Raw genomic sequence first — 14,432 nt, forward strand, 5'->3', positions numbered from 1 at the left:
ATTATAGCCAATTAAAAAAAAGAGTGTCAATAAGACACCTCTCCTTTAGTTCTCTTTATCCTTTCCAGATTCAGGAATATTAAAGATAATCTCTCCATTATCCGATAGGAAATAATCACGCCTGGCCAGTTTGGCGATATAATCATCATCATTCAACTTCACGATTTCTTCTTCCAATGCCGTTTGTTTTTCCTTCAGTGCGTCAAGGTTTTTCTCCAGCTGTACCTTTTCTGCTTTCTTGTCTTCAAGCACCTGAGCCCTGGAAATGAGCGTCGAGACCATAAATCCTGTGATGGCGATTGCTAAGACGAAGAACACGGAAAGACGGCGGACTAAACGTTTTTTTCTTTTAGAGGATGCTTTATGTTTGTTTTCCTGCTGGCGGACATATTCATTCTCCATCGGAGTGACGTTTCTTCCCATTTCCAAACCTCCCTTTCCCCGATGCGGTCATTTTTTATTTTTTTTAATGGTCCATTTCCGGATCCATGTATATACTTTTTTGCCATTGGACTTCATAATTCCTGCCATTTTATTATATAACTTATCGACTCTTTTTGTAAGATGGTTCGGCAATAGTTTCCAAATTGTTCGAAATATCCACCAGATCGGAGCCAATGCGACCTTCAGTACCCCGTATACGATCCGCCATGCTGTCCTGAATACGAATCGGATGACGGCATATACCGTTTTCAGTATCCAGAGAACCACTGCCAGGATCATAAAAATGATCCATTTCACCGGTGAATAGATGAGCTTTTGCCCCATCTTCACCAAGAAGCGGTAAAAGGAGATCGTGAAGAGGATGAGCTTCTCCAGCAGATTTGTATACAACGTCTTGAAAAGCGCCTGATACGCAGCGAATCCGCAGAGCAGGGCCACGAATATGTACACCCTGATCTCTCCGAAGTTGACGACGAATAAAATGTAGAACATGGCGAGAGCCTGCAGGACCCAGAACAGGACATCATTGATAAAGACGAACCAGCGCTTCCGCTGGCTCCTGTTAAGAAATCGATGGTACGTGTCCAGGGACGCCCCGAATAATGCCCCCATGCCGATCATGGAGAGCATCGTATAGAATTGGGTGGTGAGTGTCATCGAAACAGCTTGCTAAAGAAACCTTTAGCTTTCTCCCCGCTTTGTTCATCAAGATAGACGAGGTCGAACACCTTCCCTTTGATCGAGACGATCCCCTTATCCACATCGAGGTTCTTCATCTGAAGGTTCTGTCCACGGACGGATAAAAAACCCATGACCGTCTCAAGGAGGAACTCTTCATTATCAAAGCTCTCAACCTGCTTGACTCCCGTGATATCGAGGAGTTTGCGTCCCCTCATCATGACATCGTGTTCCTGAAAGACTGCCTTTTCTTTATTGCCATCATGATATTGATTCATCTTCATCCCTCACATCCCATAGTACAAGCTTTGTACCATGTTATGGTGTGGATGATGGAATTAGAACCAAAACAGGGGTCACACTTCCTCCTGGTTGACCCTTTCTTCAGACAGGACCGTATACAGGCCGCTTGCTTCTTCTTTCTTAGTCGTCTCCAAAAGCCTTTCAATCTTTACCCTCATGACCTTTTGCCCAAACCTCACACTGAGCTCATCCCCGACTTTTACATTGGAGCTTGCTTTGGCCTGGGTCCCATTGATGGAGATCCTCCCCTGGTCGGCCACTTCTTTGGCAAGGGTCCTCCGTTTGATCAAACGTGATACCTTCAAAAACTTATCCAGCCTCATGGTGGTTGCCATTCTCATTCTCTCCTTTTACGGCTTTACAGCCATTAATGTGATTCATTCTTCGCTTCATCCCAAAATGCATCCAGCTCTTCAAGGGAATGATCTTCGAATGGTTTTCCAGATTGGTTCACGCGCTCTTCCACGTGGGAGAAGCGACGATAGAACTTTGAATTGGTCATGGACAGGGCCTCTTCAGGGTGAATGCGGTAAAATCTTGATACATTCACGAGGGCGAATAGGACGTCACCGAATTCCTGCTTCCGGTCCTGTTCACTTCCATTCTCGGCTTCCTGTTCAAATTCCTTCAGTTCTTCCCACACTTTTTCCCAGGCACCTTTGACGTTGTCCCAATCAAAGCCGACACCTGCTGCCTTTTTCTGATATTCATAGGCCTTCATAAGAGCAGGTGCTCCTTTGGCGACACCTTTTAGAAGCGGTGGCTGACTCTGTCCGCCTTTCTCCTGCTTCTTGATCTCTGCCCAGTTCGCTTTCACTTCTGCCGAATCCCCGACTTCGACATCACCGAATACGTGAGGATGCCGGCGAACCATTTTGGATGATAGTCCTTCCATTACTTCCTCCATATTGAACATGCCTTCATCTTCCCCGATCTGGGCATGAAGGAGGACCTGGAGGAGGACGTCCCCCAATTCTTCAACCATATGATCGATATCATCCTCATCGATCGCTTCCAAGAGCTCATATGTTTCTTCAATCAGATATTTCTTCAGTGACTGATGGGTCTGCTCTCGGTCCCATGGACAGCCGTCCGGTCCCCTCAAAGTCGAAATGATCTCCCTCAGAGCGCTGTACTGCTTGTATCGCTGTGAGCGATCTTTTACTGCAGGTACATACAGGCTCGTAAGATTGCTCAGCTGTGCAACACGATCAAGCTCGACGAGAGGGAGTCGCTCCACTTTCTCATCTGAGCTGCCAGCCGCCGTTACCAGCATGACTTCGAAATCATATGGATAGAGCTCCATGAGTGTCAGTTTCACTTCCGACGCGATGAAGCCGTCGTACACCTGACCGATGATGAGTTGTTGGGTCATCTGGATATCGTGGACGCTTAGGCTCGTCCCGTCAAGGAGCTGGAAGCCATCGATGGGATCGGCGCCGACGGAAGCAAACAGGGCATCCAGGAAGCTTTGTCCCCCTCCGATCACGACCTCCGCTTCTCCATTCTCTTGGAGCTCAAGGAGCAGCTGGACGGTCTTCTCCGCTACAAGGGGATGTCCCGGAACCGCATACAGGACCGAATGCTCCTTGGAAGCGGCCACAAGCTCTTGAACGATCTCCTCGTATACCGCTTCAAAGCGCTCGTGCTTTTCGTATACGGAATCGAAGGATGTATAGGTCATCCCTTCCGATTCCAGTTCCTTCACGACAGGATGTTCCTTTGTACGGAGGAATAGATGATGTTCGTTTTTCAACTGTTTATATACACCCAAAGGGATCTGATCTAAATCCCCCGCACCGAGTCCGATGACTGTTATGGTATGGCTCAATTGCATTCACTACTTTCTATACCGGGGCTGAAGGCCTTTCTTCAACCGGTTCATTTTACTGCCGAATGGCAAAAAGCTGATTTCTTCTTCTGATAGATGCCCCGCTCTTAGGAATAAGAAGAGAAACACCCCCGCCCCCACTGCCACACCGACAAGGGCGAAGAGCGCCGAGGTCATCCGCTCATGCGCCCCGTTTGTCAGGAGCCACCTGTAGCCAAGCAACAGGCCCTGCAGGACGAGGGTCATCCCTGCACCGCTGATAAAAAGGCTCTTATAAAATGACGGGGTGATCAAGCTGATTCCGAATAATCGTTTCATCTTCCACACAAGCCCGATCGTGATCAATCCCAATGTAAGAACCGTCGAGAGTGATGCACCCATGACACCGAACATAGGGATAAGGAGCATATTCAGGATGTATTTGATCGGGATCCCGCCAATGATGATGGCTGCGGGGAAATAAATCCTTCCGATCCCCTGCAGGATGCCTGAAAACGTAAGGATCAGACAGCTGAAGAAAATCGATAAGGAAAACACCGACAATACGCTGGATCCGTCTGCATTCTCAAACAGCATCGTATTTGTGGGCACCATGATATTCACGAGTCCGAGCGTTGCCGCAAAACCGATAAGGATACTGATCTTCAACGCAAGCTGACTGTAGTCCCTTACGAGCTCCTGCTTCCCTTTCAGGTAAGCCGTGGTGACCAGGGGAACGATCGTCAGCGAGATGGAGGTGGCCGCCACGGTCCCAAGCTGTATGAAGGGCTGTCCACGGTCATAGACACCTTTAAGGGTCTTCGCAGCTTCCTCTCCCACCCCGTGTGTAGTCAACAGTGCATATACATTCAGGGAGTCGACAAACTGAAGAAGGACGAGGAGCATGGCGCTCACACAGATGGCTGTTCCATCTTTCATGAGGGCCGTCCAGATCCCTCCGAACCCTTTAGGGAAAAAAGAAATGCCAGTAAACAACCCTTCCTGTTTCGCTGCCGTAAATAAAACCAGGACGATCACGGCACCAAGCCCTCCCGTAATCGAGCCGAATAGCGCCCCCTGTCCGGCAGCGTAGAGAGAATTCCCTTTGGCAAGGAGGACAGTGGACGACACCAGGATGGTCACGACGCGGATACTTTGCTCAGTCACCTGACTGACCGCCGTAGGGACCATCTGCTCCTTCCCCTGATGGTACCCCCTGAGGACCGATAATGGGGCCAGTAGCAAGAAGGATAAGGATATGACACGGATCAAAGGGGCCAGCTGAGGATCCCCCATCCAGGTCGAAATCATATCGGCGCCTGCATAGACGGCAACAAACCAGATCACTCCCACGAGGAGGAGGAAGATGAATGAGGTGGCCGCCACCTTCTTTGCCCCTTCCTGATCTCCCCTGTCGACCTTCTCTGCCACCATTTTTGAGATGATCACAGGGAATCCATAAGTGGAGAGGGCAAGGGCAATCCCGTAAAAAGGATACACCTGCTGATAAATATAAAATCCAATATCTCCTACGATATTCTGAAAAGGGATCCGATAGACGGCGCTCAATAACTTTGTCACAAGTGCCGCCATGGTGAGGATCATCGCACCCTTCAGAAATCCTTTGGAGGAGTATGTATGACCCAATGAAATCTCTGCCTTTCAAAGGCTTCCTTCCATGAAGGAACCCTGCATATTCCCAATGATCGAAGCGTGGGATTTCTTAAAAATAGTTTACCACAAATGAAAGTGGCGGGATGAATTCCACTATCAACAAAAAAAGAAAGAGCGGCCAAGAGCCGCTCCCATGAAAATATTATTGCTCCATCTGTCTTGCCAAGAAGCTGGCTGCCGTTTCAACCGCTTTATGTTCCACTTCACCAACCGTGCGATCTTTAGAGAAGATTGCCACTGCACCGATTGGGTCGCCATTGGCAACGATCGGGGCGATGGTGTAGGAAGAAAGATCTTCCCCGTGGCCGTCAACAAGCTCGGCTTGTCCCTGCTGGGTGTGAAGGAGGGATGCGCGGTCCTCCATCACCTTCTCGATGAGTTCACCGACATTCTTATTGAGGTATTCCTTCTTGGATGCTCCTGAGATGGCGATGACGGCGTCACGGTCGCAGATCAATACCGCACTTCCGAGACTGTCATACAATGCTTCACCATACTCTTTCGCAAAGTCTCCAAGCTCCGAGATCGGAGAGTATTTCTTCAAGATGACTTCGCCGTCGCGATCGACGAAGATCTCAAGGGGATCTCCTTCACGGATCCTCAAGGTCCTGCGGATTTCTTTCGGGATGACTACACGACCTAAATCATCAATACGACGAACAATACCAGTTGCCTTCATCTATAGCTGCCTCACTTTCATCAGATGATTTTATAGGGTAAAGCGATTGAAGCCGCTCTACCGTAATTGAGTTTAGTATCTTACAACTTAGAAGTTCTATACACAATCAGTTATTATTTCTGTCATTTCTCTTAAATGCTAATAGAGGTATCTTTTTCCATCAATGGCAGCTGCATTAATACTAATACCCTTATCATAGTAAAATCAAACTACGAGCGCATTTACATTTGAGTTACATTATCATAACGATTGGTAAGGAAAACCGGCACTGTATATGTTTTCTATGACAAATATTAAGATTGGTCAGGCTTCATGAACTTCCGTTTTCAAAGCCTGGTCCAAATTTTTCACAATGTCATATGCCATATTGAACCATTTGTCTGCTTTCAGTCTTGTGGTATTGATGGAGATCTTGAGTTTGGACCCTTCCATGCCGAGTCCTACAACCCTTCCATGTTTCGAACAGATGTCGAATACCTTCGATCCATCGATGGCCGCCGTACCTTCAGGCGACATGAAGATGTTCACGCTCTTCTTATCCTGCTTGACGCTGTCGAGTCTTGTATTCCTCGCATAGACCTTCATTTCCGATATCAGGAACAGATAGCCCACTTCTTCAGGATATTCCCCGAACCGGTCAAGGATCTCTTCTTCCAGCTCCTCAACTTCTTTAAGGGAAGAAAGGGCACGGAACCGTTTATACATTTCGATCTTTTGATGGCCGTCCTTGATGTAGGTGTCCGGAATGTATGCATCAAGATCAAGATCGACCTCAAGTGAGGCTTCCGGTTGCTTAGGACGATCACCTTTACGCTCCTCGATCGCTTCTTTGAGCATCTGAGAATACAGATCGAAACCGACGGAATCAATGAACCCATGCTGCTGGGCTCCGAGCAGATTCCCCGCTCCCCGGATGGTCAAATCGCGCATGGCGATCTTGAACCCAGACCCGAGTTCCGTGAATTCCTTGATGGCCTGAAGCCTCTTCTCCGCTACCTCTGTCAGGACTTTGTCCTTGCGGTAGGTAAAGTACGAGTATGCCACGCGGTTCGACCTTCCGACACGCCCCCTCAATTGATAGAGCTGGGAGAGACCCATTCGATCCGCATCAAAGACGATGAGGGTATTGACGTTCGGTATGTCGACCCCTGTCTCGATGATCGTCGTCGTGACGAGGACGTCGTATTCTCCTGCCAAGAAGCCGAGGATCACGGCTTCCAGTTCATTCTCTGACATCTGGCCGTGGGCATACGCCACCCTGGCATCCGGTACCAGCATCGAGATTTCGTCTGCCTTCCGCTCGATATCCTCGACGCGGTTGTACAAGAAGTATACTTGACCATTACGTGCCATCTCACGTTCGATCGCCTCTTTGATGAGGGCGCCGTTGTACTCCATCACATAGGTCTGGACAGGAAAACGGTTCTCAGGCGGCGTTTCAATGACGGAGAGATCCCTCACTCCGAGCATGGACATGTGAAGGGTACGCGGTATCGGTGTAGCCGTGAGTGTCAGTACATCGATATTGGTTTTCAGCTGTTTGATCTTTTCTTTATGTGTGACGCCGAATCGTTGTTCTTCATCGATGATGAGAAGGCCAAGGTCGCGGTATTGAATATCCTTCGATAAGAGCCTGTGGGTACCGACGACGATATCGACCGTGCCATCTTTCAGGCCTTTGGTGGTCTCCTGTTGCTGCTTCCGCGTACGGAATCGGCTCAAGAGGCTGATCTCCACCGGGAAGTCCTGGAATCGTTCCTTGATGGTTTCATAATGCTGCTGAGCAAGGATCGTGGTCGGTACAAGGAGGGCGACCTGCTTCCCGTCGGCAATGGCCTTGAAGGCCGCACGGATTGCAACTTCGGTCTTCCCGTATCCGACATCCCCGCACAGGAGGCGGTCCATGGGGCGCTCCCGCTCCATATCCAGTTTGATTTCATGGATCGACCTGAGCTGATCTTCGGTTTCCTCGTATGGGAAGGCAATTTCAAACTCTCTCTGCATGTCCCCGTCAGGTGAGAAGGCGTATCCCTTCGCCGCTTCCCTTTCGGCATAAAGCTTGATAAGGTCATCGGCAATATCTTGTACGGAAGAAGCAACCTTTGATTTAACCTTCTTCCATTCGTTCCCGCCAAGTTTGTACAGCTTCGGGTCTTTATTCTCCGAGGCAACATATTTCTGGACCAGATCGATTTGATCGACTGGGACATAGAGCTTATCACTGCCCTGGTATTTCAGGTGGAGATAGTCCTTGTGAACACCGTTGATCTCAAGCGTTTCGATACCTAAATACTTCCCGATCCCGTGATTCACATGGACGACAAGGTCTCCCACCTTCAGCTCGGAATAACTCTTGATCCGCTCGGCATTGGACATTTTCTGCCTTCTCGGCTTTTTCTGCGTGCGCTTATTGAAGAGCTCCTCTTCCGTGATGACGGCAAGCTTCTGCAGAGGAAGTTCAAAGCCGTTCGTCAAGCTTCCATTGATCATCTGGACTTTTCCGTTAAGAAGGGTGCCGCCGTCTTTTACGAATGCAATTTCGATCTGATAATCATCCAGTACGCGCTGAAGCTTTCTTACACGCTCTTCATCCGGCCCCAAGAGAACGACGGTATACTTTCCTTTTTTCCACCGGTCGAGCTCCGCTTTCAACACATTCATCTGCCCGTGGAAGTTCTGCATGGGCTTCGTGGATACATTGAAGATGTTCTGAGGGCTCGTATTCGGTATTTGACGAAGGAACAGGGAGAAATACACCTTTGATCGTTTCGCATTGGATACAAGGGATGCAAAAGGATGCGACACGACCATGTCATGGATGATCTGCCCTTCGGAGAGCAACGAGGTATACCATTCGGCTTCCTCTTTCTCAAGGGACTCGCTCATCTCCTGCACACGGCTGTACTCATCGAAGAAGAGGACGCCGTCTTCAGGCAGATAATCTAATAGACTAGCAGGCGTTTCATAGGCGAGGGACAGATACTTGAAGATCTGTTCCGGCACCTGACCGTTCTCCAGCTGCTCGACTTCATGACCGATATATTCCGTCATCTTTTCTTTGACGCCAGCAGACTTGATCTTTTTCAAGCTTTTGGATAGACCTTTATTGATTTCTCCGATCAGCCGCTCGATGTTCTGATAGGTAAGGAGAACCTCTGTGGCAGGTCCGATATCGACCGTCTTAAGTTTGTCGATGGACCGCTGATCCTCCACTGAGAACATGCGGATGGAATCGATTTCCGTATCGAATAATTCAATTCGAACCGGATGCTGTGATGTCAAAGGGAAAATATCGACGATTCCTCCCCTGAGACTGAATTCACCCGGCGTGCTTACCATGCCTGCGCGCTGATAGCCCATCTGGACAAGCTGATTCAAGATCTCATCCAGATCGATGTCTTCACCGACGTTGAAACGGATCTGGTTCTTGATCCACAGGTCCATCGGTGGCAGGATCTTTCTCAAGCCTGATACCGGGACGATGTACACCCCGTTCTGACGCTGGGAAAGCTTGTTCAGCACTTCGATTCTCTGGGCCCTGAGTTCCGGGCTCGCCACGCTCAGTTCAGCTGCAATCAGTTCGTTGGCTGAATACAGATAGACCTCGTCCTCACTAAGGAACTGCACCAGATCCTCATAGATTTTCTGTGCTTGGAACAGATTATGTGTGACAACGATCGTCGACCGCTTCGTCTGCAGATAGACATCTGCTATATAAGCGCTTCTGGAAGAACCCGAAAGTCCTGCCACAAGCTGCTCTGAAAGACGTTCCTCGATCCCTGTGATCAGGGACTGGACTTCTTCGCTCTGATGGACATATGTTAGAATTCCTTTCAAGAGTACGCTCCTCCCCGTGTTTCAATCTATATATATGATCGCTCTTTCATATTTAAACAGAAAAATGCTTTGGTTCTTCACCAAAGCGTCTTACTGGATGATATGGTCCAACCCATGATAGTCAGGATACCGCTCAAGGCTTTCCTGACAGTCTTCACAAATGGTTTTAATCTCGATATCACCGTCATTCCGGTAATGGATCATGTGCAGCCTCTCCTCATCCGACAGCCGATCAAGACCGAGGGTTTCCGAGTTGCATGCGTGGGTAAGGGTCCCGACCTTTGTACCGCAATGCCGGCACTGATAGTGAATAGCCAAATTTCCTTCCCTCCAAACCTTTCATTACCCATTAGTATGAACGGCTTTGGAAGGAAGTATTCATTCATCAGTTGAAGTGATTCATCACTTCGATGAACGGTTTTTCAAACCATGTTTTACATGCTTCCACGCTGGAAGTGATGACTTTGTCGAGCTCAACCTCATCTTCCTTGGAGAACTTCCCGAGCACGTAATCAGGGACGCTCATCCCGTTTGTCGGTCGATCGATCCCGACTCGGATCCGGTTGAAGTTCTGAGAACCGAGATGGGCAATCGTGGATTTGATTCCATTATGACCGCCGGCGCTCCCTTTTTGCCGGAGGCGGATCTTACCGACTGGCAGGTCCAGATCATCATAGATGACGAGGAGGTCTTCGTTGGCAATGTCGAAGTAATCCATCAGGAGAACGATGCTTTCACCTGAAAGGTTCATGAACGTAAGGGGCTTGAGAAGGACGATCTTCTCTCCGTTATGCCGGTGAACCCCATAGACTCCTTTGAACTTCGACTGATCAAGGGGGGTGCCCAGGTTGTCGGCAAGGGCATCTATAATGTCGAACCCGATATTATGACGCGTTTGATCAAAGCGCGCTCCCGGGTTTCCTAATCCTACTATCAATTTCATTTCTTACACCTCGTTTTGACCTTATATCAATAGAATAACGCAAAAAGCGTAACCTGCAAAAGGTTACGCTGTAAAACGTTAAATTATTCTTCTTTGGATCCGTTTTCTGAAGAGGCTTCGGACTCTCCGCCTTCTTCGCTTTCAGGAGAATCTTCTTCCTGCTTCTCACCGGAATCAATGTCTTCCTCTTGACGCGGTGCAAGAACGGAAGCGATGGTTGTTTCGTCTTCATCGTTGATGGTGAAGTTAAATTGATCACGGATATCACCGATCGTGACGGTATCACCGATTTGAAGTCCGGCGATATCGACTTCGATGCTGTCTGGGATATCAGATGGTTTCGCTGAAACTGATACCTCATACAGTGGTTGCTGAAGGACTCCGCCTTCTTTCACTCCTGCCGATTCACCCGATAGATCGATACGTACGTCAGCGTCAATTTCCTGTGACATGTTGACTGCCAGGAAGTCCACGTGAGTGACGGCATCCTTGAGATGATCCTGTTGATAATCGTTCAGGATGACGTTTTGTTTGCTGCCGTCCACATTAAGGGAGATGATCCCGTTGCGTCCAACTTCGCGAATCGTCTTGATGAATGTAATCGCGTCGACCTCGATGGCCGTATTATCCGTTTTATACCCGTACACTACTGCAGGGATGCTTCCTTTATGTCGTAGTTCCGTTAGTGAAGAACGTTTGAAGTCTTTACGTTTGGTTGCTTTCAATTCTGTTGCCATAAGTTATCCAACACCTTCCCAAATTCGTTTAGATGAAAAATTCTATACTTATTTGTTTCCCCATTCAGTATCGATTTAAACATGATTGCAGTCCGATCCCTTTCGAGGAACGGGAAGGATGCCCGCATATCAAGGCGTATGGCCGTTTGAGCTTTTTCGTTAAAAACGCAAAAAGATCCCCCAGTGATTCTGGGGGATCCTTTCAAAATATTAATCGAACAACGTGCTGACAGATTGCTGCTCATAGACGCGGATGATCGCTTCACTGATGAGCGGTGCAACGGAAAGCTGTTTGATTTTACCGATCTTTTTCTCGTCTCCGAGAGGAATGGAGTTCGTGACAACAAGTTCTTTGATCATGGAGTTATCAATGCGCTCGATGGCAGGACCTGAAAGGACAGGATGCGTACAGCATGCATATACTTCCTTCGCTCCGTTTTCCACAAGGGCATTGGCTGCCAGGGTGATGGTTCCAGCCGTATCGATGATGTCATCGATGAGGATGGCCACTTTACCATCGATATTCCCGACAATATTCATGACTTCCGCTACGTTTGGACGCGGACGGCGTTTGTCGATGATGGCGATTGGTGCTTTGAGTCTTTCTGCAAGCTTACGGGCACGTGTCACTCCTCCGTGGTCAGGGGATACGATCACGAGGTCATCACGGTTGAAGTCTCTCTTCTCGAAATAATCCGCAAGAATTGGAACACCCATAAGGTGATCGATGAGGATATCGAAGAATCCTTGAATCTGTGGAGCATGAAGATCAAGTGTGATGACGCGGTCTGCTCCAGCCGTTTCAAGCAGGTTCGCCACAAGCTTCGCCGTGATTGGCTCACGGGCACGCGCTTTACGGTCCTGACGGGCATAACCGTAGTATGGCATAACGATGCTGATTGTTTTAGCAGACGCACGTTTAAGGGCATCCACCATGATCAGAAGTTCCATGAGGTTTTCGTTCACTGGTTCGCAAGTCGATTGGATGACGAATACATCACAGCCACGGATGCTTTCTTCGATATTGATCTGGATTTCCCCATCGCTGAATCGTTTAACAGATGATTTACCGAGTTCCACGCCTACTTCATCAGCGATTTCCTTCGCTAAATGGTAGTTGGAATTAAGAGAGAATATTTTAAGCTTCGAATTAGTATAAGAGTTTGGCATGGTGGACCTCCAATTATTTCTTATGATTTAGATTTTGAGCATAATTTTCTTTGTTTACCTGGCGTGCTCTTGCGATAGAGAGTGCCTCACCCGGTACGTCTTCCGTGATGGTCGACCCGGCAGCCACATAGGCGCCCTGTCCGATCGTCACCGGCGCCACGAGGTTCGAGTTGCAGCCTACGAATACACCATCCTCGATTTTGGTAAGGAATTTATTCTTCCCGTCATAGTTCACTGTGATGGAGCCACAGCCGAGATTCACGTCACTGCCTACCTCGGCATCGCCGATGTAGCTGAGATGGGACGCTTTGCTTCCTTTTCCGAATGAAGCCTTTTTAATCTCGACAAAGTTTCCGATCTTCACTTCATCGCCGATGTTTGAAGCCGGTCGGATATGAGCGAATGGACCGATCTGGACATCTGCTCCTATGAAACTATCGTGTGCGACGGATTGTCTCAGGACAGTGCGATCGCCAATTGTGCAATCCTTCACTTCCGTATTCGGTCCGACCACTGCATCCTCACCGATGACCGTGTTCCCCTTGAGCACCGTCCCTGGCAGGATGACCGTATCTCTCCCTATCGTAATATCTGAATCAATGTACGTATTTTTTGGATCTTTGATGGTTACACCATTTCTCATATGAAATTCGTTGATGCGCCCTTGCATGGTGATCTCGGCCTGTGCCAAGGCCACTCGATCATTCACACCCAGCGTTTCAGCGAAATCGCCTGTTTGATATGCGCTGACAATCTCTCCTTCGACTTTGAGGATCTCAATCACATCCGGGAGGTAATATTCCCCTTGGACATTATCATTCGATACCTTCGTCAAAGCCTCGAAAAGAGCTTTATTGTCAAAGCAGTAAGTTCCCGTATTGATCTCCTTCACGCGTCGCTCTTCGTCTGTCGCATCTTTATGCTCGACGATCCGCTCGACCAATCCCTGATCATTACGGATGATACGTCCATATCCATCCGGAGCTTCCGTATGCCCTGTAAGGATGGTCGCCTTCGCGCCGAGACTTTCATGATGTGCAACCAGCGCTTCCATCGTCTCACCCTTGATGAGGGGAGTATCTCCGCATACGACTAAAGTAGTGCCTTCCAGATTCCCTAACACATCTTCCGACTGCCTTACCGCATGAGCCGTTCCCAGCTGCTCCGCCTGCAGGGCAAAGTCACTCTTCCCTTCAAGATGGGACTTGACGAGCTCTGCACCATGGCCGACGACCGTGACCGTCTTTTCCACGTTCAATGTGGAAATATGATCGACCACATGCTCAACCATGGGCTTCCCGCACACCTGATGAAGCACTTTATATAGCTTAGACTTCATCCGGGTCCCCTGACCGGCAGCTAAAATAACGGCATATCTATTTGTCATCTCGGATCCTCCAATAACCTTTTTATCCATAACGAATATATCCTAAAAACTCACCCATTTCAAGGATTCCTCTAAAAGTACATATATTTGTTAAAGGAGAGGATGCTTGCATGGAAGAGGAAAAATGTCACCCTGAAAATTGAAAGCGATTCATCCATCCGAAACCTCTCCAGCTGCACAATCACCCATATTTTAAAAAAAGTTCACAAAAACAGGTTTACTCCTTTCGATGGAGGGTATAAGGTAAGCGAAACAAAAACCCCGCACATAAAAAAAGAGCCTTACATAGTAGTAGGCTCTAGATGCATTCAATTCTTAAGAAGCCCCCGCTTCTTCCAGTTCTACTTCTTCTAACTCACCTAGACGATGATACTCTTCTAAAACAGCATCTTGGATCTTACCTCGGGTACCTGAATTAATCGGGTGGGCGATATCTCGGAATTCCCCATCAGGAGTGCGCTTACTTGGCATTGCCACAAATAAGCCATTGTTCCCATCGATCACACGGATGTCGTGTACGACAAATTCATTATCCAACGTGATAGATGCAATCGCTCTCATTCGGCCATCGGTGTTAACACGGCGTAATCTTACGTCTGTCACTTCCATTCTGTTCACCACCTTTTCCCTAGATGAAATCTACTGTATGTATTCAACATTTTTTTGAATATTCCTTCTTAAAGATCATATTTTTTTCAAAATTTTATTTTATTATCCGTATTTTTCTATTTCAAAGGAACTAGTCTTCTTTTGAAATGGTACCGCTTGCA

Annotated in this window: 14 protein-coding genes; all 14 read right to left on the reverse strand. The window is 48.2% G+C overall.

The window, feature by feature from the left end:
- Window positions 1–45: 45 nt before the first annotated feature.
- Window positions 46–423 (reverse strand): FtsB family cell division protein, encoded by a 378-nt coding sequence (locus ABJ225_RS21315; protein ID WP_053429990.1) that lies wholly within the window; start codon window positions 421–423, stop codon window positions 46–48.
- A gap of 27 nt (window positions 424–450) precedes the next feature.
- Complete coding sequence (yabQ, locus tag ABJ225_RS21320) at window positions 451–1,101, reverse strand: spore cortex biosynthesis protein YabQ (protein ID WP_056541685.1); 651 nt, start codon at window positions 1,099–1,101, stop codon at window positions 451–453.
- Window positions 1,098–1,400 (reverse strand): sporulation protein YabP, encoded by a 303-nt coding sequence (yabP, locus tag ABJ225_RS21325; protein ID WP_048007754.1) that lies wholly within the window; start codon window positions 1,398–1,400, stop codon window positions 1,098–1,100. The genes yabQ and yabP overlap by 4 nt, the downstream gene beginning before the upstream one ends.
- A 78-nt stretch (window positions 1,401–1,478) precedes the next feature.
- Complete coding sequence (locus ABJ225_RS21330; protein ID WP_347321557.1) at window positions 1,479–1,748, reverse strand: RNA-binding S4 domain-containing protein; 270 nt, start codon at window positions 1,746–1,748, stop codon at window positions 1,479–1,481.
- Window positions 1,749–1,792: 44 nt separating this feature from the next.
- Window positions 1,793–3,262 (reverse strand): bifunctional methyltransferase/pyrophosphohydrolase YabN, encoded by a 1,470-nt coding sequence (gene yabN, locus ABJ225_RS21335; protein ID WP_347321543.1) that lies wholly within the window; start codon window positions 3,260–3,262, stop codon window positions 1,793–1,795.
- Between the two features lie 3 nt (window positions 3,263–3,265).
- Entirely contained in the window at window positions 3,266–4,882 is a 1,617-nt protein-coding gene (locus ABJ225_RS21340) for a putative polysaccharide biosynthesis protein (RefSeq protein ID WP_347321544.1), read from the reverse strand.
- A gap of 169 nt (window positions 4,883–5,051) precedes the next feature.
- Complete coding sequence (spoVT, locus tag ABJ225_RS21345) at window positions 5,052–5,588, reverse strand: stage V sporulation protein T (RefSeq protein ID WP_056541679.1); 537 nt, start codon at window positions 5,586–5,588, stop codon at window positions 5,052–5,054.
- Window positions 5,589–5,891: 303 nt separating this feature from the next.
- A complete protein-coding gene (gene mfd, locus ABJ225_RS21350; RefSeq protein ID WP_347321545.1) occupies window positions 5,892–9,425 on the reverse strand; it encodes a transcription-repair coupling factor in 3,534 nt (1,177 codons plus the stop codon).
- A gap of 90 nt (window positions 9,426–9,515) precedes the next feature.
- Window positions 9,516–9,743, reverse strand: a complete 228-nt coding sequence (gene fin / locus ABJ225_RS21355) for an anti-sigma-F factor Fin (protein ID WP_048007726.1) — start codon at window positions 9,741–9,743, stop codon at window positions 9,516–9,518.
- 67 nt (window positions 9,744–9,810) lie between these two features.
- A complete protein-coding gene (pth, locus tag ABJ225_RS21360; protein ID WP_347321546.1) occupies window positions 9,811–10,368 on the reverse strand; it encodes an aminoacyl-tRNA hydrolase in 558 nt (185 codons plus the stop codon).
- Window positions 10,369–10,451: 83 nt separating this feature from the next.
- Window positions 10,452–11,105 carry a 50S ribosomal protein L25/general stress protein Ctc gene (locus ABJ225_RS21365; RefSeq protein WP_347321547.1) on the reverse strand — a complete coding sequence of 218 codons (654 nt, stop codon included), beginning with the start codon at window positions 11,103–11,105 and terminating at the stop codon, window positions 10,452–10,454.
- 210 nt (window positions 11,106–11,315) lie between these two features.
- Window positions 11,316–12,275, reverse strand: coding sequence for a ribose-phosphate diphosphokinase (locus ABJ225_RS21370; RefSeq protein ID WP_053429996.1), 960 nt, complete (start codon window positions 12,273–12,275; stop codon window positions 11,316–11,318).
- Between the two features lie 13 nt (window positions 12,276–12,288).
- Entirely contained in the window at window positions 12,289–13,662 is a 1,374-nt protein-coding gene (gene glmU, locus ABJ225_RS21375) for a bifunctional UDP-N-acetylglucosamine diphosphorylase/glucosamine-1-phosphate N-acetyltransferase GlmU (protein WP_347321548.1), read from the reverse strand.
- 315 nt (window positions 13,663–13,977) lie between these two features.
- On the reverse strand, window positions 13,978–14,271 hold the full coding sequence (gene spoVG, locus ABJ225_RS21380) for a septation regulator SpoVG (protein ID WP_048007721.1): 294 nt from the start codon (window positions 14,269–14,271) through the stop codon (window positions 13,978–13,980).
- Window positions 14,272–14,432: the final 161 nt, after the last annotated feature.

The organism is Rossellomorea sp. RS05, assembly GCF_039822645.1.
Classification (GTDB): Bacteria; Bacillota; Bacilli; order Bacillales; family Bacillaceae_B; genus Rossellomorea; species Rossellomorea marisflavi_B.